This window comes from Variovorax sp. PMC12 (assembly GCF_003019815.1).
In the GTDB taxonomy this organism is placed as follows: domain Bacteria; phylum Pseudomonadota; class Gammaproteobacteria; order Burkholderiales; family Burkholderiaceae_C; genus Variovorax.
Window position 1 is genome coordinate 1,085,016 of record NZ_CP027773.1, and the last position, 20,709, is coordinate 1,105,724.

Annotated in this window: 20 protein-coding genes; 12 read left to right on the plus strand and 8 right to left on the minus strand. The window is 67.2% G+C overall.

The features are described 5' to 3' along the window. Positions 1-3: 3 nt before the first annotated feature. From C4F17_RS04975 to C4F17_RS04985, 3 genes are all read right to left on the minus strand, one after another. Positions 4-450, minus strand: coding sequence for a DUF3592 domain-containing protein (locus tag C4F17_RS04975; RefSeq protein ID WP_106934485.1), 447 nt, complete (start codon positions 448-450; stop codon positions 4-6). Beyond that, positions 447-2,789: a type VI secretion system Vgr family protein gene (locus C4F17_RS04980; protein ID WP_106934486.1), complete on the minus strand. Its 2,343-nt coding sequence runs from the start codon at positions 2,787-2,789 to the stop codon at positions 447-449. Before C4F17_RS04980 ends, C4F17_RS04975 begins: the two co-directional genes overlap by 4 nt. A gap of 139 nt (positions 2,790-2,928) precedes the next feature. After that, entirely contained in the window at positions 2,929-4,065 is a 1,137-nt protein-coding gene (locus tag C4F17_RS04985; RefSeq protein ID WP_106934487.1) for an iron-containing alcohol dehydrogenase, read from the minus strand. 135 nt (positions 4,066-4,200) lie between these two features. Between C4F17_RS04985 and C4F17_RS04990 the strand changes: the two genes are divergently transcribed. Together C4F17_RS04990 and C4F17_RS04995 are read left to right on the plus strand one after the other, a co-directional pair. After that, entirely contained in the window at positions 4,201-5,181 is a 981-nt protein-coding gene (locus tag C4F17_RS04990) for an alpha/beta hydrolase (RefSeq protein WP_106934488.1), read from the plus strand. Next, positions 5,178-6,053, plus strand: coding sequence for a YbgC/FadM family acyl-CoA thioesterase (locus tag C4F17_RS04995; protein ID WP_106934489.1), 876 nt, complete (start codon positions 5,178-5,180; stop codon positions 6,051-6,053). Before C4F17_RS04990 ends, C4F17_RS04995 begins: the two co-directional genes overlap by 4 nt. Positions 6,054-6,074: 21 nt before the next feature. Here C4F17_RS04995 and C4F17_RS05000 read toward each other — a convergent pair whose 3' ends face one another. After that, positions 6,075-6,968: a hypothetical protein gene (locus C4F17_RS05000; protein ID WP_106934490.1), complete on the minus strand. Its 894-nt coding sequence runs from the start codon at positions 6,966-6,968 to the stop codon at positions 6,075-6,077. A gap of 141 nt (positions 6,969-7,109) precedes the next feature. Further along, positions 7,110-8,045, minus strand: coding sequence for a CAF17-like 4Fe-4S cluster assembly/insertion protein YgfZ (ygfZ, locus tag C4F17_RS05005; RefSeq protein ID WP_106934491.1), 936 nt, complete (start codon positions 8,043-8,045; stop codon positions 7,110-7,112). A 112-nt stretch (positions 8,046-8,157) separates the two neighbouring features. Between ygfZ and mltG the strand changes: the two genes are divergently transcribed. From mltG to C4F17_RS05035, 6 genes are all read left to right on the plus strand, one after another. Next, the gene (gene mltG / locus C4F17_RS05010) at positions 8,158-9,180 is read left to right on the plus strand and encodes an endolytic transglycosylase MltG (protein ID WP_081269529.1); all 1,023 of its coding nucleotides are present in this window, start codon (positions 8,158-8,160) and stop codon (positions 9,178-9,180) included. Next, on the plus strand, positions 9,177-9,848 hold the full coding sequence (gene tmk / locus C4F17_RS05015; RefSeq protein WP_106934492.1) for a dTMP kinase: 672 nt from the start codon (positions 9,177-9,179) through the stop codon (positions 9,846-9,848). The genes mltG and tmk overlap by 4 nt, the downstream gene beginning before the upstream one ends. After that, positions 9,845-10,858 (plus strand): DNA polymerase III subunit delta', encoded by a 1,014-nt coding sequence (locus C4F17_RS05020; RefSeq protein ID WP_106934493.1) that lies wholly within the window; start codon positions 9,845-9,847, stop codon positions 10,856-10,858. Before tmk ends, C4F17_RS05020 begins: the two co-directional genes overlap by 4 nt. Next, positions 10,855-11,241: a PilZ domain-containing protein gene (locus C4F17_RS05025; protein WP_081269532.1), complete on the plus strand. Its 387-nt coding sequence runs from the start codon at positions 10,855-10,857 to the stop codon at positions 11,239-11,241. The genes C4F17_RS05020 and C4F17_RS05025 overlap by 4 nt, the downstream gene beginning before the upstream one ends. Before the next feature lie 87 nt (positions 11,242-11,328). Continuing rightward, the gene (locus C4F17_RS05030) at positions 11,329-12,135 is read left to right on the plus strand and encodes a TatD family hydrolase (protein ID WP_106934494.1); all 807 of its coding nucleotides are present in this window, start codon (positions 11,329-11,331) and stop codon (positions 12,133-12,135) included. Then, positions 12,132-12,812 carry an ankyrin repeat domain-containing protein gene (locus C4F17_RS05035; protein WP_106934495.1) on the plus strand — a complete coding sequence of 227 codons (681 nt, stop codon included), beginning with the start codon at positions 12,132-12,134 and terminating at the stop codon, positions 12,810-12,812. Before C4F17_RS05030 ends, C4F17_RS05035 begins: the two co-directional genes overlap by 4 nt. A 12-nt stretch (positions 12,813-12,824) precedes the next feature. Here C4F17_RS05035 and C4F17_RS05040 read toward each other — a convergent pair whose 3' ends face one another. From C4F17_RS05040 to C4F17_RS05050, 3 genes are all read right to left on the minus strand, one after another. Next, on the minus strand, positions 12,825-13,961 hold the full coding sequence (locus C4F17_RS05040; RefSeq protein ID WP_106934496.1) for a hypothetical protein: 1,137 nt from the start codon (positions 13,959-13,961) through the stop codon (positions 12,825-12,827). A gap of 178 nt (positions 13,962-14,139) precedes the next feature. Next, on the minus strand, positions 14,140-14,463 hold the full coding sequence (locus C4F17_RS05045) for a hypothetical protein (protein WP_081269536.1): 324 nt from the start codon (positions 14,461-14,463) through the stop codon (positions 14,140-14,142). A gap of 70 nt (positions 14,464-14,533) precedes the next feature. Next, entirely contained in the window at positions 14,534-15,004 is a 471-nt protein-coding gene (locus C4F17_RS05050; RefSeq protein ID WP_159053602.1) for a hypothetical protein, read from the minus strand. A 223-nt stretch (positions 15,005-15,227) separates the two neighbouring features. On the opposite strand from C4F17_RS05050, the gene C4F17_RS05055 reads away from it, so the two are divergent. The 4 genes from C4F17_RS05055 to C4F17_RS05070 all read left to right on the plus strand — a co-directional run bounded on the left by C4F17_RS05055 (position 15,228) and on the right by C4F17_RS05070 (position 20,703). After that, positions 15,228-17,291 carry a LamG-like jellyroll fold domain-containing protein gene (locus tag C4F17_RS05055; RefSeq protein ID WP_106934497.1) on the plus strand — a complete coding sequence of 688 codons (2,064 nt, stop codon included), beginning with the start codon at positions 15,228-15,230 and terminating at the stop codon, positions 17,289-17,291. 47 nt (positions 17,292-17,338) lie between these two features. Then, complete coding sequence (locus C4F17_RS05060; RefSeq protein WP_081269539.1) at positions 17,339-17,521, plus strand: hypothetical protein; 183 nt, start codon at positions 17,339-17,341, stop codon at positions 17,519-17,521. Between the two features lie 25 nt (positions 17,522-17,546). Further along, positions 17,547-19,823: a phosphocholine-specific phospholipase C gene (locus C4F17_RS05065; protein ID WP_106934498.1), complete on the plus strand. Its 2,277-nt coding sequence runs from the start codon at positions 17,547-17,549 to the stop codon at positions 19,821-19,823. A 103-nt stretch (positions 19,824-19,926) separates the two neighbouring features. Then, a complete protein-coding gene (locus tag C4F17_RS05070; RefSeq protein ID WP_081269541.1) occupies positions 19,927-20,703 on the plus strand; it encodes a DeoR/GlpR family DNA-binding transcription regulator in 777 nt (258 codons plus the stop codon). Positions 20,704-20,709: the final 6 nt, after the last annotated feature.

Genomic DNA, 20,709 nt, shown 5'->3' on the forward strand with positions numbered 1-20,709 from the left:
TGCTCAGTCGGCACGCGGCAGCTCCAGCGGCGTGCGGGTGCGGTCGATGGCCACCGAGGCCGGGTCGCTAGGGTCATAGCGCAAGTGAACGATGCGCCCGGGCGCGAGGAACTGCGGCACCAGCGCGTCTTCGACGAAGGTGGGAATCGAGGCCGTGCTCGCCGTGCCGGTGGCGTCCGTGTACGCCACGTCGAGCACCAGCGCGCAGACCGTCTGGCCGCGCGAGCCGCCGCGCGTCATGTTGTTCGGGTGCATGCGCACATTGCGGACCACGGCTTCAGCGGGCTGACCCGACTGACCGAGCACCGCCCAGCGCCTGGCCTCGGCCGTGTAGCGGCCGTTCTCCTTGCGCATGTAGCCCACGGCGCCGATGCCGCCGAGCACCACCACGGCCATCACCACGCCAAAGAATCCCCAGAGAAGCGTCTCCCACTCCATGCCGGGCGTCACATGACGAGGTGCATGGCCTGCGCATAGGCCGCCATGCCGTCCATGTAGAAGCGGACCGCGGTCCTGCCGACTTCCATGGCCTGGTTGGTGATGTCGATGCCCTTGTTCGCGATCTTGTAGGTCAGGAAGTCGACCTTGAGCACTGCGTACTGCGAGTTGATGCCGTAGAACTGCTGGCGCACGCCCCAGAAGTCGAGCGACATGCCCACCGCGCCGAAGCGGAAACCCGCGCCGCCGGAGCGCGTCAGCCGCCAGTCGCTGCTCTTGGCGTAGTTGTTGGTATAGCTGACCGAGTTGTTGGTGTAGCTCACCGCCAGGTTGTTGTACGTGTTCGACGTCGTGTTGTAGACGGTGGTGTTGATGACGTGCTGCGTCGTGTTGTGGATGTGGTTGGTGGTGTTGAAGGTCACGTCCGGCGAGGTGTGCACTGTCGGGCCGGTGACGGTGGTGGTCGAGGGGCCGTTGACCAGCACCGTGTTCGATGTGTCGATGGTGTCCTGCCGGCCCGCGCTCACGAACCGCACTTCCTGCCCGTTGATGGTGCCGTGGTAGCCGCCGGTGATGGCGGAGTTGACGCCACCCGTGATGGTGTCCTGCAGGCCGCCGCTGAGCATGCGCGTCTTGCCGCCCGAGATGGTCTGGTTCACGCCGCCGGTCACGGTCTCGGTGAAGCCGCCGGTCACGCTGCGGGTGTCGCCGCCGGTGATGGTTTCCCTGGCCCCGGCGGTGATGTCACGCGTCTCGCCGTCCTGGTAGGTGGCCGACTCGTGGCCCTTGATGAGCGTGGTGCGGGTGCCGTCGGTGGTGTGGGTCTCGTCGGCCTCCACTTCCACGTCGAGGTTGCGCTCGGCGTGCAGCCAGATCTGCTCTGCGCCCGTGCGGTCCTCGAAGCGCAGCATGTTGGCCTGGTTGGCCGCGCCGCCGCTGCTGGAGCGGGTGAGGATGCCGCTGGCCGTGGCGTTGGCGGGCAGCTCCCAGGGCGGCATCTGGTCGCTGTTGTAGACGCGGCCTGTGATGATGGGGCGGTCGGGCTCGCCGCCGATGAAATCGACGATGACTTCCTGGCCCACGCGCGGCATGTGCATGGTGCCGAAGTTGGCGCCGGCCCAGCTGCTCGACACGCGCACCCAGCAGGAGCTGTTCTCGTCGGACTGGCCGTAGCGGTCCCAGCGGAATTGCAGCTTCACGCGGCCGAAGCGGTCGGTCCAGATTTCTTCGGGGCCGACCACGGTGGCGGTCTGCGGGCCGTTGGTGCGCGGGCGCGGCGTCTTGCGCGCGGGGCGGTAGGCCACGCTCGAAGGCAGCACGGTGAAGTCGAATTCGCACACCGATTCGCTGCTGCCGCCGCTGGAGTACTCGGGCTCCTGCAGGTCGTAGCGGGTCTCGGTGACGAGGTACTCGCGGTTGTCGGCCTCGCGCGGGCAGTGCGTCATCTGGAACAGGTAGCCGGGCGCCATGCCCACGACATTGGTGTGGCCCCTCGCCAGTTCGTGCGAGCACTGGAGTTCCTGCAGGCGGACCCTGGCGTAGGCGTCGCCTTGCTCGTGTTCGCTGTAGCCGCCGAGCCATTCGTACACCTCGTAGGTCGAATGGTCGTGGCCCTTCGGGTCCTGCTGCACGCTCTGCAGCGAGGCGCGAGATTTCCTGAAGTCGAAGTCGTCGAGCATCACGCGGCCCGAGGTGATCTGCTCGGACACGCGCCACTGGTCGATGCAGGGCTCCATCGCGTTGAGCACGCGGTCGCGCGGGCGGTAGGGAATGGTGGCGTGGCCGGGCAGGGGCGTGTAGCCGCCGGCGTCGTCGCACAGCACCAGCAGGTGGGTGCCGTTGCCGTGCTCGAAGTGGTAGGCGATGCCTTCGTGCTCCATGAGCCGGCTCACGAACGCGAAGTCGCTCTCCTGGTACTGCACGCAGTTTTCCCACGGGCGGTAGCTGGCCGTGAGGCGCTTCTCGAACTCGAAGCCGTACTTGCCCAGCACTTCGTCGAGCACCTCGGGCACGCTCTTGTTCTGGAAGATGCGGCTGTCGGTGGTGCGCGTGAGGTACCAGAGCCACGGCTGCACCAGCGCACGGTAGACGTAGTGGCGGCCGGTTTCGTTGGCGCGGCCCACCAGCTCGAAGCGCACCACGGTGCCATTGAGAAAACGCGGGCCGCCGTCGTCGGCCAGCTCCAGCGTGAGCGAGGTGCCCAGCAGCTGCTTGAGCTCGATGTTGAAGCTGGTGCCGACCATGTCCACCTCGAACTCGAAGAGCTGCGAGAGGCCCTCGTGCCCGCGCATTGCGCGGAACTTGAGCTGCTCGGCGCCGAGCACGGTGTGGACTTGGACGGTACGCGGCATTCGGAACTTCCCTGACTCTGCGGGTGTGCACAAATGCAAACCCTTTGTGACCAGTCTAGGAATCCCTCATGTCACATGCATGACGCACAAGCCGCCGATGCGCGCCTGTTTCCCTCTGAAACAGGCGTAGAAAAAGCCATTACATCGAGGCTTCGAGCATCGCTTTGTAGTCGTCTCGCGTGGCCAGGCGCGGGTTGGTCTTGTGGCAGTGGTCGGCCATGGCGCCGTCGATGATCTGCTCGAACATCGCGGGCGTCACGCCCACCTCGGCCAGGCCCTTGGGCAGGCCCAGGCGCGCGTTCATGTCGCGGATGGCGTCGCCCAGGTCGCCGGCCGAATCGAGGTGCATGGCCTGCGCCATGCGCTGCAGGCGCTGTTCCTTGCGCACCGAATCGGCGCCCGCGTTGAAGTGGATCACCGCCGGCAGGAAGAGGGCGTTGAGCGTGCCGTGATGCAGGCGCGGATCGACGCCGCCCAGGCTGTGGCTCAGCGAATGCACGCAGCCCAGCCCTTTCTGGAAAGCCATTGCGCCCTGCATCGACGCGCTCATGAGGTTCAGCCGCGCCTCGCGGTCGCTGCCGTCCCTGGTGGCGCGCTCGATGTGGCCCCAGGCGCGCTCCAGCCCGTCGAGCCCGATGCCGTCGGCCGGCGGGTTGAAGGCGGCCGACATGAAGGTCTCCATGCAATGCGCGATGGCGTCCATGCCTGTGGCGGCGGTGAGCTTGGGCGGCAGGCCGAGCGTGAGTTCGGGGTCGCAGATGGCGGCCTTGGGCATCAGGAACCAGCTGTGGAAGCCGAGCTTGCGGTGGTCGTCGACGATGACGATGGCGCCGCGCGCCACCTCGCTGCCCGTGCCGCTGGTGGTGGGCACGGCAATGAGCGGCACCACGCGCTCGGTGATGCGCGGCGAGCCGCCCTCGATGGTCGCGTAGGTCTTGAGCGGGCCTTCGTGCGTGGCCGCGATGGCCACGCCCTTGGCGCAGTCGATGGCCGAGCCGCCGCCCACTGCGATCAGGCCGTCGCAGCGGCCGCTGCGGTACAGCTCGACGGCGGCGCGCACGGCGGCCTCGGTCGGGTTGGAAGGCGTCTGGTCGAACACCGACACTTCCAGGTCCGAGATGGCGTCCAGCGCCTTCTGCAGCACGCCCGCGGCGCGCACGCCGGCGTCGGTCACGATCAGCGGGCGGTTGATGCCGATGCGCGCGCATTCGCTGGACAGCAGCTTGATCGCGCCGAATTCGAACTGGATCTGGGTGAGGTATTGAATGAGTGCCATGGGGGTGGTGATGCGCAGGGCGGTACGATTGCGGACTGTGCAAATCTACCAACAGGGGCATGTCTTGCCCACGCAAGAAACCCTTGCCGCTGTCGCGCACGGCACACCGCACGCAACGGCCGCTTTCCTACAGACATGACGACGATTCCCCCGACGACACAGGCGCAAAAGCAGCAACAGCAACACCCGCTCACCGCCAAGATGGCCAGCGTGGTCGACCGCATGGCGCGCGCCGGCCACCCCACGCTCGACCAGCTCACGCCAGACCAAGCCAAGGCCTCGTACGAAAAAGGCGCCGGCGTGCTCGAGGTGCCCAAGCCCGAAATCGCGCGCCTCGAAGACTTCAGCATCGCGGCGCGCGACGGCCATGCAGTGCCAGCCCGGCTGTATGCGCCGTCGGCCGAGGTGCTGCCGGTGCTGCTGTACTTTCATGGCGGCGGTTTCACCGTGGGCAACATCCGCACGCACGACACGCTGTGCCGCGTGCTGAGCCTGAAGAGCGGCTGCGCGGTGGTCTCGGTCGACTACCGGCTCGCACCCGCGCACAAGTTCCCGACCGCGTCGAACGACGCCTGGGACGCCTTCGAATTCATTGCCACGCAGGGCGCGAGCCTGGGCCTCGACCCGTCGCGCATGGCCGTGGCCGGCGACAGCGCTGGCGGCACGCTGGCCGCGGTGTGCGCCATCATGGCGCGCGACGCAGGCCTGCCGCTGGCGCTGCAGCTGCTGATCTACCCCGGCACCACGGCCCACCAGGACACCGCCTCGCACCAGCGCCACGCGCACGGCCCGCTGCTGACCAAGGCGATGATCGACTTCTTCTTCGCGCAGTACGTCCGCACGCCGGCCGACCGCGACGACTGGCGCTTCGCGCCGCTGCTGGCCGACGACGTCGACGGCGTCGCGCCCGCATGGATCGGGCTGGCTGAGTGCGACGCCGTGGTCGACGAAGGCATCGCCTATGCCGACAAGCTGCGCGCCGCCGGCGTGCCGGTAGACCTGGAAATCTACCGGGGCGTGATACACGAATTCATCAAGATGGGCCGCGCGATCCCGGAAGCGCTGAAGGCGCAGGACGACGCGGCCCGGGCCATCAAGGAAGCACTGCAACCATGAGCGAGACAGCCACAAGACGCGAGAGTTTCCGTTTCTTCCACCGCCTGCGCGTGCGCTGGGCGGAAGTCGACATGCAGAAGATCGTGTTCAACGCGCACTACCTGATGTACTTCGACACCGCCATCTCCGACTACTGGCGTGCGCTGGCGCTGCCGTACGAAGAGTCCATGCACTCGCTGGCCGGCGACCTCTACGTGCGCAAGGCGACGATCGACTTCCGCGGCTCTGCGCGCATGGACGACATGCTCGACGTGGGCATGCGCTGCGCGCGCATCGGCAATTCGTCGATGGTGTTCGAGGGCGGGCTGTTCCGGCAGGACCAGTTCCTGGTCGGCTGCGAGCTGGTCTATGTGTTCGCGGATCCGGCCACGCAAACCTCCAAGCCGGTGCCCGAGAAGCTGCGCAGCCTGCTGACCGGCTACGAGGCAGGCGAGCCGATGCGCACCGTGGAAACCGGCGACTGGGCCACGCTGGGCGAATCGGCCGGAGCCCTGCGGCGCGCGGTGTTCGTCGAGGAACAGAACATTCCCGAATCGCTGGAATGGGACGAGCACGACGCGACGGTGCTTCACGCGGTGGCGCGCAACCGGCTGGGGCAGGTCATCGCCACGGGCCGGCTGCTGCACGCGGAAGACGGTGTCTCGCACATCGGCCGCATGGCGGTCCACCGCAACCTGCGCAGCGGCGGACACGGCGCGGCCGTGATGCAGGTGCTCGAAGATGCGGCCAGGGAACGCGGCGACCGCGTGGTGGCGCTGAATGCGCAACGCAGCGCCGAGCGCTTCTATGCGCGGCTCGGCTATGTGGCGCATGGCGAGGTCTTCGAGGAAGTCGGCATTCCGCACATCGAGATGCGCCGCGCGCTGCGCTGAGCGGCGCGCAGCCCATTGCTTTCAGTAGCGCGGCGGCGGGTCGGGCACGTAGCCGTTGTCGGACCCCGGGAACGCCGAGGGCCCGGCCGGACGCGGCCACTGCCGCGGCTGCGGGATCACGCCGGCGGCAATGAGGTTTTCACGGCTGTCGTAGCGGATCCGGATCACCTCGTCGGGCGACGACTGCGCGCGCTCGAAGGTCGTCTTGCCGACGTAGGAAGTCTCGCGGCGGCCGTGGGCGGTGCCCAGGCTAGGGCTCGGCACAGACTGGCGGGTCATGCTGCCGGCCGGGGCCTCGGCTGAAGCCGCAACGTCCGCGCTCGGGGCCGGAGCGGCCTTGGCCAAGGAAGAATCGCTGCGCCGCTCGCGCTCCCCGTATTCGTCGCGGCGCGGGGAAGGCATGACGGGCGGCGGCGGCGGCTCCGGCATGCGCTCGCGGAACAGGGCGACGCCGATCACGCCCACGTCGTCGGGGCGGCCGGTGCGGCTCGCGTAGGAGTTGCCGGCCGCGGCGAACTGGAACGCCGCGATCTGCGAGTCGCTCTTGCGCCAGCCAGCGATGTCGCTGCGCTCGCGCGGGCCGAAGACATAGCCGTTCTGCCCCACGCTCGCGGTCTCGCCGGTGACGACGTTCACGCCGTCGACCGACATCACCGCCATGATGCGTTCACCCATCGCATTGCGCACCCGGATGGCGTAGCGCGCGCCGGGGCGGCCGGCCACCCAGTACTCGCCGCGATGGCGGTAGACCGTCAGCTCGGCGCCGGTGCTGCGGTCGACCAAGCCGACCTGCATCAGCGAGCCGACGAGGCTGGGCGGGATCGGAATGTGGGGCCGCTCCTGGCTGTGTGCGCCGCTCGCGAAAGCAGCCATGGCACCCAGGGCCAGGGTGGTGGAGAAAAGTCTGCGCTGCATGGTGTCTTCCTTGCCGGGAGTTGATCGGTGCAGGCTTCTACGGCGCAGCTTCGGCAACGGGGTTGGACGACGCGCAAAAAAATGGCGCTGCCTGTTCGACAGCGCCAAACGCCCGTTCGCGGGCGTTGGGGGTCCGATAGATCAGATGTCTTCGAGCAGGGGGTAGGGCAGTGGCTCGACCTTGAGCGCGGGCCCGTCGGCGGCGCCGGCACGCAGGCCGCCGGCCTCCAGCGCGGCGATCTGCATCGACACCAGCGCCGCCCAGCCGCCGCCCGGCGCGGGCGCGGCCTGCGCCACGGTGCCCACGGGCTGCTCGGCGTCGTTGGCCGCGAACACTTCCTGGCCGACGCTCACCGGCGCATCTGCCTGCACGAGGTAGGTGCGCCGCTTGAGCGTGCCGCGGAACTGGCTGCGCGCCACCACTTCCTGGCCGGGGTAGCAGCCCTTCTTGAAGTTGACGCCGCCGACCGACTCGTAATTGATCATCTGCGGCACGAAGGCGTCGATGACCGGGGTGGTCAGGGTCACGATGCCGCTGCGCACCTCGCTCCACTGCCACAGGCTGTCATCGAGCGCCGGGCCCACCGGGGCGGGACGGCCGGCCGGGGCGATCCACAGCGCGCGCGGTACGCCATCGGCCGGGTAGAGCGAGACGACGCTCACATCGTCGCCCACGGCAATGCGCTTGCCGGGGGGCAGCGCGGCGTCGAGGCCATTGTCCGCCAGCGCGGTGCCGGCCAGGCCGTAGAGTGCGAACTGGTCGGTGGCGTCGGTCAGCTTCACCTTGGCGCGCAGCACGAACATCGACAGGCGCTTGAGGGTGGCGGCGAGGATGTCGCGGCTGCACACCAGCAGGATCAGCTCCGGTTGCGGCTTGATGCCGATGAAACTTGCGATCACACGGCCCTTGGCGGTGCACAGGGCGGCCAGCCGGGCGTCGCCGGAGCCGAGCAGCGAGAAGTCCTGTGTCAGCTGGCCGTGCAGGAAGCTGGCGGCGTCGGGGCCCTCGGCGCGGATCACACCGAGGTGGCCGGCGGGGGAAAGGGCGGTCACGCCATTGAGAACGACAGTGGTCATCGCTGAATTATCATGGCCGGGCCTGTTCCTTCGGAGCGGCAGGGGTTCCCGCCCTGCGGCTCGCGGGACCACCTCTTTTTCTTCTTTCTTCCGTCTTCCCCATATCGGATCCGTGCGCAGCTTCTTCCTCACGCTCTTCCTGCTCGCCGCCCTGGCCGTGCTCGCGCTCGGTGGGGCCGGTCTCTGGTGGGTGCACCAGCCGCTCAAGCTGCCCGCACCCAGTGTCGACCTGTCGGTCGAGCCCGGCACCACGCCGCGCGGCATCGCCCAGGCGGTGGCCGACACCGGCGTCGATGTGCAGCCGCAGCTGCTCTACCTCTGGTTCCGCGTGTCGGGACAAGACCGCCAGATGCGCGCCGGCAGCTACGAGCTGGAGCGAGGCGTCACGCCCAAGCTGCTGCTCAACATCCTGGTGCGCGGCGAGGAAGCCACGCGCAGCCTGGTGCTGGTCGAGGGCTGGAACATCCGCCAGGTCCGTGCCGCCCTGGCCAAGGCCGACCAATTGAAGCCCGAGAGCGTCGGCCTGACCGACGAGGCGCTCATGGCCAGGCTCGGCAAGCCCGGCCTGCACCCCGAGGGGCGCTTCTTTCCGGACACCTACACCTACTCGAAGGGCTCGACCGACATCGCCCTGCTGCAGCGCGCGATGCGGGCCATGGACAAGAAACTGGAAGCCGCCTGGGCCGCCCGCGCCTCCGACCTGCCGCTCAAGTCGGCTGACGAGGCTTTGATTCTGGCCAGCATTGTCGAAAAGGAGACAGGCAAGGCCAACGATCGCGCCGAGATCGCGGCGGTCTTCACCAACCGCCTGCGCATCGGCATGCCGCTGCAGACCGACCCGACCGTCATCTACGGCATGGGCACCGCCTTCGACGGCAACCTGCGCAAGAAAGACCTGCAGACCGACACGCCCTGGAACACCTACACCCGCGGCGGCCTGCCGCCCACGCCGATCTCCATGCCCGGCAAGGCCGCGCTGCTGGCTGCCGTGCAGCCGGCGCAAAGCAAATCGCTGTACTTCGTCTCGCGCGGCGACGGCACCAGCCAGTTCAGCAGCTCGCTCGACGACCACAACCGCGCGGTCAATCGCTACCAGCGCGGGGGCGGCGACCCCAAACCCAAGGCAAACCAATGAGCGACCAAGGTCTGTTTCTGACGCTGGAAGGCATCGACGGCGCGGGCAAGTCGAGCCACCTGGACGCGCTGGAGGCGCTGTTCAAGGCCCAGGGCCGCGCGGTCGTGCGCACGCGCGAGCCCGGCGGCACGCCGCTGGCCGAAACGCTGCGCGGGCTGATCCTGGAGCAGCCGATGGACCCGCTGACCGAGTCGCTGCTGGTGTTCGCGGCGCGCCGCGACCATGTCGCGCAGGTCATCGAGCCGGCGCTGGCACGCGGCGACGTGGTGCTGTGCGACCGCTTCACCGATGCCACCTTCGCCTACCAGGGCGCGGGCCGCGGCTTCGACGCGGCCGTGCTGTCGACGCTCGAACAATGGGTGCAGGCGGGGAGGGCGGCGCTGCCCGCGTCCACGCTGCTGCAGCCGCAGGTCACGCTGTGGTTCGACCTGGCTCCCGAAATTGCCGCGCAGCGGCTGGCCGGGGCGCGCGTGCCGGACAAGTTCGAAGCCCAGCCGGTCGAATTCTTCCGCCGCGTGGCGCAGGGCTACGCGGACCGTGCCGCCGCCGATGCCAAGCGCTTCGTGCGCATCGACGCCAGCCAGGCGCGCGACCAGGTCTGGCAGCAGGTCGAAACCGCACTGCTGGCGCGCGGCGTTCTGCTGCCACTGGGCGGAACCGCACGATGAGTACGCAGATGCTGTCTCCCTGGCTCGGCCGGCCGCTGGCCGAGTTGCTGCGCCAGCGCGGCCATGCGTGGCTGCTCCAGGGCCCGTCCGGCATCGGCCAGTACGAACTGGCCCTGGCGCTGGCTTCCGCCTGGCTGTGCGAGCAGCCGACGGACGAAGGCACCGCCTGCGGCCACTGCGCGAGCTGCCATGCCATCGAGGTGCGCACCCATGCCGACTTGTGCGTGCTTATGCCCGAGGTCGCGATGCAGGAGCTCGGCTGGCCGCTCGACGAAAAAGCCCAGTCCGACATCGACGACAAGAAGCGCAAGGCCAGCCGCGAGATCCGCGTCGAGGCGATGCGCGACGCGGTCGGCTTTGCCCAGCGCACCAGCGCGCGGGGCCGCGGCAAGGTGGTGCTGGTGTATCCGGCCGAGCGCATGAACAACATCACCGCCAACGCGCTGCTGAAGACGCTCGAGGAGCCCGTGGGCGACGTGCGCTTCGTGCTCGCCAGCGAAGCCGCGTGGCAACTGCTGCCGACCATTCGCAGCCGCTGCCTGGGTTTTACGCTGCCGTGGCCGGAAACCGCAGAGGCCGAAGCGTGGCTGGCGGCGCAGGGCGTGCCCGCCTCCGATGCCGCGGCGTTGCTGCGCGCGGCCGGCGGCCGGCCCAGCGATGCCTTGAAGCTGGCCCGCTCCGGCCAGTCGCCCAAGGCCTGGTCGCTGCTGCCCAAGGCCATGACGCGCGGCGACGTGGGCGCGCTGGCCGACCACGCACCGGCCCAGGCCGTGGGCGCGCTGCAGAAGCTCTGCCACGACCTGATGGCGGTCGGCAATGGTGCTGAACCCCGGTTTTTCGACGCGGCCGACCTGCCGGCGGCGCCTTCGCGGCTGGCGCTGGCGCGCTGGTCGAAGTCCCTGGCCAGTGCCGCAAGGACCGCGGAACATCCGTTCAACGCGGGCCTCATGCTCGAAGCGCTTGTGAGCGAAGCGCGAACGACCCTAAACTCTGCCGCTCGTCGAACATGAACCAACCCGCCGCCTCCGCTGCGCCCGCAGCAGCCCCATCACCGGCCCGGCCGAGCGTCATCCAGCTCGCCATCAAGGAGAAGGGCGCGCTGTATGCGGCCTACATCCCGTTGTTCGCGGAGGGCGGCATCTTCATTCCGACCTCGCGCGAATACCGGCTGGGCGACGACGTCTACGTGCTGCTGACGCTGCCCGAAGACCCGCAGCGCTACCCCGTCGCCGGCAAGGTGGCCTGGATCACGCCACCGCGCGCCGCCGGCAACCGGGCGCCGGGCGTGGGCATCCGTTTTCCTTCCGACGAGAAGTCGCGCCAGCTCAAGGCGCGCATCGAAGCGGCGCTGGGCGGCTCCATGGCTTCCGACCGCCCGACACAGACCATTTGAGTTCCCCGCCGTCCTCGTGACGCGGAACTCCGTACACGGCACCGTCTCCCACAACCCGGGCCGGTGCCGCGCACCTTCCTATTTCCGATGTTCACAGACTCCCACTGCCACCTCACCTTTCCCGAATTCGCGGACCAGATGCCGCAGATCCGCGCAGCCATGGCCGCCGCGCAGGTCGACCGGGCCCTGTGCATCTGCACCAAGCTCGAGGAATTCGACGACGTCCAGGCCCTGGCCGCCAGCTACGACAACTTCTGGGCCAGCGTGGGCGTGCACCCCGACAACGAGGACATCGCCGAGCCCACGGTCGAAGACCTGGTGCGCCTGTCGGCCCGCCCGCGCGTGGTGGCCATCGGTGAAACCGGCCTCGACTACTACCAGATGGAAGAGCGCAAGGGCGGCCGCAGCATTTCCGACATGGAATGGCAGCGCGAACGCTTTCGTGTGCACATCCGTGCCGCGCAGCAAACGCGCAAGCCACTGGTGATCCACACGCGCGAAGCCTCGGCCGATACGCTGGCGATCCTCAAGGAGGAGGGCGAGGATGGCGCCGGCAAGGCGGCCGGCGGCGTTTTTCATTGCTTCACCGAGACCGCCGAAGTGGCGCGCGCCGCGCTCGACCTGGGTTTCTACATCTCGTTTTCCGGCATCCTGACCTTCAAGAAGGCGCAGGACCTGCGCGACGTGGCTGCCTTCGTGCCGCTCGACCGCATGCTGATAGAGACCGACAGCCCCTACCTGGCGCCGGTGCCGTACCGGGGCAAGACCAACAACCCGTCGTACGTGCCCTACGTGGCGCAGCAGATCGCCGAGCTGCGCAAGCTGCCGGTGGAAGCCGTAGCCAAGGCCACGAGCGACAACTTCGAAACATTGTTCAGGGAAGTCAAATCATGAAAAACTACTTCAAGAAATCGATTTATCTCATTGTCATTGCTGCATCTTTTGCGGCACATGCCGGTTCTTTCGAAGATTTCTTCCGGGCCGTGCGCGGCGACAACGCCAGCGGCGTGCGCAACCTGCTTCAGCGCGGTTTCGACCCCAACACGCTGGACGAGCATGGCCAGACGGGCCTGCTGATCGCTCTGCGCGAGCCTTCGCCGAAGGTCATCAAGGTGCTGATCGACGCGCCGCAGACCAACGTCGACATCGCCAGCCCCAAGGACGAAACCCCGCTGATGCTGGCCGCGATCAAGGGCCAGCAGGACGTGGTGGCGCAACTGCTCAAGCGTGACGCAGCCGTCAACAAGACCGGCTGGACGCCGCTGCACTACGCGGCCAGCAGCGGCCAGATCGCCATCATGAAGCTGCTGCTCGAGAACTACGCGTTCATCGACGCACAGTCGCCCAATGGCACCACGCCGCTGATGATGGCGGCCATGTATGGCTCCAACGATGCCGTGAAGCTGCTGCTGGACGAGGGCGCGGACATCACCATGAAGAACCAACTGGGCATGACGGCGGTCGACTTCGCGAACAAGGCGAGCCGCTCGGAGGCCGCTTCGATGATCACCGCGGCAGCCAGCGCCCGAGCCAATGCACCCAAGGCCGTGCCGAAGGACGGCAAGTGGTGAGCGCCTGAGGGCTTATCTGATCGGCCGCGGGGGCAGGGGAGGCGGCACCGGCCTTGGCGGCACCGGCGGGCGATATCCGCCGATCGAAACCACCGCGTTGCTTCGCGGGCGGCCGACCGGCACGGCGGGGTTCGACGAACTCACCAGCGTCGGCTGCGAGATCTCCAGTGCGTCGTGTTGTCCGAGGGCCAGTGCATAGGCGACCAGGTTGGCGAGCTGGGTCATGCCGCCTTCGGACCCTGACAACGGCTTGAGCATCGGCCGGGCGACGTACTCGTAAGGCTTGCCCTTGGCGGACATGCCCGACAAGGCCTGTCTGCCATCGGCGCGGGCCGAGTGGTAGGCGTTCAGCACCACGTCTCTGGCGACGTCGACCATGCGCGCCGCGATCTGGTCGGAGTCCTTGTGCATCAGCTCCGCGACGCGCTCGGCGCGCATCTGCATGCCTTCCACGAAGGTGGTGATCTTGATCAGCTGCTGGCGCAGGTCCGAAGCGGAGATGCGCACTTTGGCCGCAACGCCTGGGTACAGCACCGCGTCGTTGAGGTCGGTGATCTGGTCCGGCATGGAGTTGATCAGGTTGGCGATGTGCTTGTACTGCTTCATCGCAGCTTCGGCGGCTTCCATGGCCTCTCGGTCGTCTCGGAAGAGCGCGGCGGTTTCCTGGTTGCCGCGGTTGGTGAGCACGGTGTCGGCTTCGCTGATGCTCTTGCCGTGCAGATAGCCGTCGATCCCGCCTTCTACGCCGCTGACCGCGGAGACGCCAGCGCCGACGCTCTTGGTCACCAGCGTCTTGAGGATCGAGGCGCCTGGAATCGGAATCTTGCCCAATCCGGCCCTGGCCAGGACCGCCACGCCCTTGACCACCAGGCGCTGCACATCGGCGGTGTTGCCGCAGTACTCGCTGAGCAGCACGGTCAGCTTTTTCTTGTACGGGACGCTGAAGCTCTCGTTGGACTTGGCGCGGAACGAATCCCAGGTGCGCTCGACCATGTCGGATTTCTGGGCGAAGGCCGCGCTCACCACGCCCCAGTCCTTGGTGCGCATGCGGTCCAACAGGACACGGGCGCCAGCCGCCATTTCTTTTTCGTAGTACTGGGACAGGTTCTTGCCCACTTCATCGAACGCGGTCTGTGGAATGTCGAGCATCAAAAAGTTCCAAGGGTCTGGGGGATGTTCGATGCTAGGTGGGATGCGCGGGGATCGCATGAGACGAAAGTCCCATGTTCATGTGGGTTGTTGTGCTGGAACGTCGCGATATCGTTTATCCACACAATGTGCATTATGTTAAATAAAATGGACGAGCGGTTTCCCGCTTGTGGCAGGTTCAGCCTGCCCTGACCCGAAGTCCCGAATCCTGATCCCATTGCTTGTCCTGCTCTGAGCCTTCTGCGCCATCCACCTGCCTGCGCAACGCCGCCTCCAGCGACGCGGCAACCGCGCTCCAGTCGTAGAAAACATGCACTTTCCGCGCATGGTTCCATTGACCGCCGAATGCCTTGAACACGGTGGCGAACTGAAAGCATCCGCCCTTGATTGCCGGCATCGGTGGGCCGTTGGCAAACGAAACCTCGAGGACCTTGCAGCCTTCCAGGCTCGAGGCGAGTTCTTCCGCGCGCGCTTGTGCGGGGAAAGAAAGTACGGTGGGCATCGAAAGACTCTACCGAAAATCCGGTGAAGGGTGAAACCTTTTTTCTACGCTTGCCGGGCGTGTGCTTCACTCACCCGTGCACGCCTTCGATCGAGCGCGCATACATCACGATCTCCGCCGGCGTCATTGCATCTTCCAGCGCGGCCAGTTCAAGCCGTTCGAAGTCGTGCGAGATCCATTCGAACATGTGCGACAGCGGCATGTTCGTGATGTCTTCCCCGTCGCTCCAAGGTTGCAGGCGCTTGTTGGCGCTGCCGAGCAGCATGCGCAGGTACAGCGCGCGCGCCAGGCGTATGGCGGCCACCTTGTCCTTGTTGTCGAGCGTCTGCTGAAACTCGTCCAGGCGCTGTTCGCAGGCCGCCAGTCGTTCCTGCGCCGTCACCAACCCGTGGCTGCAGATATCGGACGCCTGACAACGCAGGTCCTGAATGCGATGGAACTCGCACAACACACGGGCATATGCCAGTTGCTGAAGAAGTTGTAGCGCGCGATTCAGAAAGCCTTGCATAAGTGCCATCTGAATTTCTGCCGCCTCTGCCATGCGTAGGACGGCGCGCAAAAAAAGCGCGCGGCGGCACCGCCATCTATGGCGCACGCCAGGCGACTAGCCCCGCAAACATTGTCAACGAGATGTCACCTGGCAATCGCAATATCGGTGGCATTCCTTGTGTTTGTGGCAATTTATGCAAACCACCATTTCACGCCCAAGCACGAGCAAACGCACTTCAGGTCGCGGACGAATTTCAACTTTTTGAGGGAACGACATGATCAGAGGAACGACCGCAAGCAGCGGGCTTGCGGCTTTGGGGGCCGCCACTGTCTTTTTGCTTTCCGGCTGCGGCGGGGGCGGCGCAGGCAGTGGGAGCGCATTCATTCCGCCGGTCTCCGGCAGCACGCCGGCTCCCTCGGCCAACCAGGGCAAGAGCGGCCCGAAGGCGCTGGTGGTGGAGATCGACGGCCTTACCCATGCGGCGCTGCGCGATGCAGTCGCACAGGGCAAGGCGCCCGCGCTGCAGTCGCTTCGCATCGCTCCCGCATGGACCGGCGGCATGGTGGGCACGCTCAGCGAGCAACCCACCTTTGACAGCCAGGGGTGGGCCACGCTGCTGACGGGCACCTGGGCCAATCGCCACGGCGTGCGCGGCAACGGCGGCGCCCAGCGCATCGACGCCAAGCTCGCGCCTTCGATCTTCGCCGTCGCCAAGCAGAACGCCTCGGCTGGCTACAAGACCGGCGCGGTCACCGCGAATGCGCTCTACCCTGCTCTGCTGGGCAACGAGCCCGGGGCAATCGACGCCGCCGTCGACTGCGCGGGCGCCGATGCCTGCGTGACGGAGCGCACCTCTCAACTCATCGACGCCGGCTACGACCTGCTGGTGGCGCAATACGGCGCGCCGGCCGCCGTGGTTGCAAACAGCGGCCTGAAGGGCGTGGACTATCAACGCGCCATCTCCGACACCTCCGCCGCCGTCGGCAAGCTGCTCGCGCGCATCTCTCAACGCACCGCGAACGACTCCAAGGAAGACTGGCTGGTGATCCTCACCACGGGCCACGGGCTCGATGCATTCGGCACCAGCGCCGGTCTGCAGGGCATTGCCGACAAGACCGTGTTCATTGCCAGCAACAAGACCCTTCCGGCGTTGCCCGCGGTCGACACGGCCGCGCCCACCGACGGCACATTGCTGCGCCTGGCCGCCGCCACCGACATCGCACCGACCGTGCTGCGCCACCTGGGCGTCACGCCGGCACCGGCGAACTACGCGTGGAGCGGCATCGCGCTGCAAGGCGCCACGAGCATCCGCGAGCTTTCCGCCGGCATCGGTGCCGACAGGGACAGCGTCGAGCTCTCGTGGAAGCTGGCCGGCACCACCAATGTGCCGGTGCAGATCCTGCGCGACGGCAAGCCGGTCGCCACCCTGCCCGCAGCCAGCACGACGTTCACCGACACCCTCCAGGGCGTGAAGGACAGCAACTTCAGCTATCTCTATACGGTGGTCGCGGGCGACACCTCGCTTGCCATCACCGCCGTCAAGCCTGTGCCGCTGCCGCCGTCGCTGCTCAACGGCCTGGTCAATTACTACCCGCTCGACGCGCTGCCCGCACTGGACGTCAAGACCGGCGCATCGACGCTCGCGCCCTGGGCCGTGGACGCCGCCGCGGGTTCGCTGGTGGACGACGATGGCTTCAAGCCCAGCTTCAAGGCCAAGGCACTGCGCGTGGACAACCGCATCGTGAATGCGGCCGGCATGTCGGGCTATCGACTGATGCAGACCAACGACGTGACGACGGATCCCGCGGTCACCGCTTTCACCATCGGCTTCTGGATGCGCACCGACGCCACCTGCAGCCAGGGGGTGGGCTACGGCGCATCGGTCATCGCCAACAAGAACTACGACAGCGGCAGCAACGAGGGCATCGCCATCGGCATGTTCGGCAACTGCGAGCTGCGGTTCAACACAGGCCTGGGCGGTTCGCGCGGAGAAATCAGCGGCGCCCATTTCCTGAGCGCCGGCCAATGGGCCTACGTGGCGATGGTCATCGACAAGTCGGGACTCGCGATGAAGGGCTACGCCATCGATCCCGCGAAGGGCGTGCAGACCGGCGGCGTGGCCCTGTCGGCCGCGCTGGTCGCCAAGCTCGGCGGCCTCAAGAACGGCATTGGCCTGAACGAGGACGGCACCGGCCTCTATTACAAGCGCGCAGGCACCAGCGCACCGCGCGGCGCCATGGACTTCAACGACTTCGCGATCTGGAACCGCGCGCTCACCGCGGACGAGATCAAGAGCATCTACCAGGCCGCCCGTCCCCTGTCGACGCTGGCGCCCTGACCCATCCCGCCTCACTCACTCCACACACGACACAAGAGAGCATTCCCATGCAACTTCTTTCACTGGCCCCACGGCTGATCCCGGCGCTGGCCCTGGCCTGCGTGCTTTCCGCCTGCGGTGGCGGCAACAACGGAGGCGGCGGTAGTGGCGTGCCCATCGCCGTGACGCCCACGCCGCCGGCTGCGCAGCCTGACACCAGCGTCAAGCCCGAGATGCGCTGCGCGCCCTGAACGCAACCAAACCACAGAACAACACATGACGAATTCACGCCGCAACTTCCTCAAGGGCACCGCCTCGTCGGGCCTCGCCGCCGTCGCGCTGACCGCCTTTCCGCCCAGCATTCGCCGAGCGCTGGCCATTCCGGCCAACAACAAGACCGGCACGATCATGGACGTCGAGCACGTCGTGATCCTGATGCAGGAGAACCGCTCGTTCGACCACTACTTCGGCACGCTGATGGGCGTGCGCGGTTTCGGCGACCGCTTCACCATTCCGCTGCCCAAGGGCATGAATGTCTGGCAGCAGAGCGATGCCAACGGCAAGCCCGTGCTGCCTTACCACCTCGACCAGAGCAAGGGCAACGCGCAGCGCGTGAGCGGCACGCCGCACAGCTGGGGCGATGCGCAGAACGCCTGGGACGGCGGACGCATGTACCAGTGGCCGCGCTACAAGAACACCGCGTCGATGGGCTACTTCATGGAAGCCGAGCTCCCTTTCCAGTACGCGCTGGCCAGCGCCTTCACGATCTGCGACGCCTATCACTGCGGCATGCACACGGGCACCAACTCGAACCGTCTTTTCCACTGGACCGGCACCAACGGCCCCTCCGGCCAGGTCGGCACCGGCCTTGCGGGCACGGCCTCGATCGACAACACCTGGGAGAACCTCAGGGAGCCGTGGGACCCGACGAGCAATCCCAATGTCGATTCCACCAAGTTCGGCTGCAACTGGAAGACCTATCCCGAGCGCCTGGAAGAAGCCAAGGTCAGCTGGATCGTCTACCAGAACCTGCCCGACAACTACACCGACAACCCGCTGCACGGCTTCCAGCAGTACCGCGTGGCCAACAAGCTCTCCGGCAAGAACGACATGCGCTATGACGGCGACGCCAGTCCGCCCGCCGGCCAGACCGTGCCTGCCTACGACCCCGCCAGCGACGACGCGGGCAACCCGCTCTACAAGGGTGTAGCCAACACCATGCCGGACGGCGGCTTCCTCGGCACCTTCAAGCAGGACGTGGCCAACGGCAAGCTCCGGCAGGTGTCGTGGATCGTCGCGCCTGCCACTTACTCCGAACACCCCGGCCCTTCGAGCCCTGTGCAGGGCGCCTGGTACATCCAGGAGGTGCTGGACGCGCTCACCGCATACCCCGACGTCTGGAGCAAGACGGTGTTCATCGTCAACTTCGACGAGAACGACGGCTACTTCGACCACATGCCCTCGCCGTCGGCACCTTCGCTGATCGACCCCACCAACCCCAAGGGCGCCGTCGCCGGCAAGACCACGCTGTCCGATGCCGACGTGGCCTTCGAGCGCCATACGTACCCGCTGGTCGGCAGCACCACCGTGCCTTCGGACGGTCGCGTCTACGGTCCCGGACCGCGCGTGCCGATGTATGTCATCTCGCCGTGGAGCCGCGGCGGCTGGGTCAATTCGCAGGTGTTCGACCACACCTCGGTGCTGCGCTTCCTCGAGGCGCGCTTCGGGGTCAAGGAGATGAACATTTCGCCGTATCGCCGCGCGATCGCCGGCGATCTGACCAGCGCCTTCAACTTCGTCTCGCCCAACAACGATGCGTTGCCGGTACTGGCCGGACGCAAGACCAAGGACCAGGCCAACCAGCTGCGTGCCGACCAGCAGGCCCTGCCGCAGATCGCGGTACCGCTCGATCCGCAACTGCCCCGCCAGGCGACGGGCACGCGCCCTTCGCGCGCCCTGCCCTACGAGCTTCACACCAGCGCGCGCAGCGACGTCGTCAACGGCAAGCTGCAGCTGCTGTTCGCCAATACCGGCAAGGCGGCCGCCGTGTTCCATGTGTACGACAAGCTCAACCTCGGGTTGCTGCCGCGCCGCTACATGGTCGAAGCCGGCAAGACCCTCGACGACACCTGGAACCCGGTGGCCGACAACAGCGGCTTCTACGACCTCTGGGTGCTCGGCCCCAACGGCTACCACCGCCACTTCAAGGGCAACCTCAACACGCTGCGCGCGCGCGACGTGGCGGTGCCCGAGGTTCGCGTGTGCTACGACATCGCCAACGGCAACGTCTACCTGAAGATGCTCAACGGCGGCAAGAACGCCTGCAAGTTCACCATCCGTGCCAAGGCCTACCGCGACGACGGCCCGTGGACCGCCACGGTGAATGGCGGCACCGTCGCCGAGCAGCACTGGGACCTGTCGGGCAGCGGCTGCTGGTACGACTTTGCGGTCACGTGCGACGCCGATGCCAGCTACTACCGCCGCTTCGCGGGCCGCGTGGAAACCGGCAAGCACTCGGTGAGCGATCCTGCGATGGGCATGGCCGACCTCTGATGCCGACGGCGGCTTCGCCCCGCGGGGCCGCTTGTCTTCCCGTCGGCAACGCACCGGTGGTAGGCACAATGGCGCCGCTCCTTCTTTTCACCACAGCGTTTCAATGCTTCAAGAAGAACGATTCCTGCGCATCCGCAGCCTGCTGGCCACTTTCTCCCGACTCAGCGTCGACCGCATCGTGCAGGACCTTGCGGTGTCTCGCGAGACCGTGCGCCGTGACCTGCTCGAGCTGGAGGGACTGGGCGAACTGCGGCGCGTGCACGGTGGCGCCATAGCCACCGGCGTGGAGCCCGAGCCGCCCCTGGCCGTGCGGCTGGTGGCGCGGCAGCGCGAGAAGCGCGCCATCGCCAAGGCTGCGGTCACGCTGCTGGCACCGGGGCAGACGGTGTTCCTCGACGCGGGCAGCACCATGTCGATCCTGGCGGAAGAAATTGCCGCGCTGAGCGGCATGACGGTCATCACCAACTCGCTGAGCATCGCGCTCAAGCTCGAAGGTTCCAGCGAGGGCCGGCTGACCGGCAACAAGACCATCCTGCTGGGCGGAGAGATCGACGTGAAGACGCAGGCCACCTGCGGCGACATCACGGTGGAGGCCATCCGCCGCTACCGCGCCGACGTGGCGATGCTGTCGCCCGTGGCACTGCACGCCAGGCACGGCGCCATGAGCTTCGAGCACCACGAGGCGGCGGTGGCCCGCGCCATGGCCGAACAGGCCCAGCAACTGGTGCTGCTGGCCGACCACGCCAAGATCGGCCAGGCCAGCCGCGTGACCTATGCAAGCACGGAAGACATCGACGCGATCGTCACCGACGCCAAGGCGCGCACGCTGCCCGCCCTGGTGCCGTTGCGCAAAGCCTGCGAGCGGCTGCTGATCGCCTGAGCGCGA

Coding starts and splice junctions, on each gene's coding strand:
- C4F17_RS05060 (WP_081269539.1), top strand. CDS start 17,339: ATGCAACTTCTTTCACTGGCCCCACGGCTGATCCCGGCGCTGGCCCTG.
- C4F17_RS05020 (WP_106934493.1), top strand. CDS start 9,845: ATGAGTACGCAGATGCTGTCTCCCTGGCTCGGCCGGCCGCTGGCCGAG.
- C4F17_RS04995 (WP_106934489.1), top strand. CDS start 5,178: ATGAGCGAGACAGCCACAAGACGCGAGAGTTTCCGTTTCTTCCACCGC.
- C4F17_RS05055 (WP_106934497.1), top strand. CDS start 15,228: ATGATCAGAGGAACGACCGCAAGCAGCGGGCTTGCGGCTTTGGGGGCC.
- C4F17_RS04980 (WP_106934486.1), bottom strand. CDS start 2,789: ATGCCGCGTACCGTCCAAGTCCACACCGTGCTCGGCGCCGAGCAGCTC.
- C4F17_RS05025 (WP_081269532.1), top strand. CDS start 10,855: ATGAACCAACCCGCCGCCTCCGCTGCGCCCGCAGCAGCCCCATCACCG.
- C4F17_RS04985 (WP_106934487.1), bottom strand. CDS start 4,065: ATGGCACTCATTCAATACCTCACCCAGATCCAGTTCGAATTCGGCGCG.
- C4F17_RS04990 (WP_106934488.1), top strand. CDS start 4,201: ATGACGACGATTCCCCCGACGACACAGGCGCAAAAGCAGCAACAGCAA.
- tmk (WP_106934492.1), top strand. CDS start 9,177: ATGAGCGACCAAGGTCTGTTTCTGACGCTGGAAGGCATCGACGGCGCG.
- ygfZ (WP_106934491.1), bottom strand. CDS start 8,045: ATGACCACTGTCGTTCTCAATGGCGTGACCGCCCTTTCCCCCGCCGGC.
- C4F17_RS05040 (WP_106934496.1), bottom strand. CDS start 13,961: ATGCTCGACATTCCACAGACCGCGTTCGATGAAGTGGGCAAGAACCTG.
- C4F17_RS05065 (WP_106934498.1), top strand. CDS start 17,547: ATGACGAATTCACGCCGCAACTTCCTCAAGGGCACCGCCTCGTCGGGC.
- C4F17_RS05030 (WP_106934494.1), top strand. CDS start 11,329: ATGTTCACAGACTCCCACTGCCACCTCACCTTTCCCGAATTCGCGGAC.
- C4F17_RS05035 (WP_106934495.1), top strand. CDS start 12,132: ATGAAAAACTACTTCAAGAAATCGATTTATCTCATTGTCATTGCTGCA.
- C4F17_RS05000 (WP_106934490.1), bottom strand. CDS start 6,968: ATGCAGCGCAGACTTTTCTCCACCACCCTGGCCCTGGGTGCCATGGCT.
- C4F17_RS05070 (WP_081269541.1), top strand. CDS start 19,927: ATGCTTCAAGAAGAACGATTCCTGCGCATCCGCAGCCTGCTGGCCACT.
- C4F17_RS05050 (WP_159053602.1), bottom strand. CDS start 15,004: ATGGCAGAGGCGGCAGAAATTCAGATGGCACTTATGCAAGGCTTTCTG.
- C4F17_RS05045 (WP_081269536.1), bottom strand. CDS start 14,463: ATGCCCACCGTACTTTCTTTCCCCGCACAAGCGCGCGCGGAAGAACTC.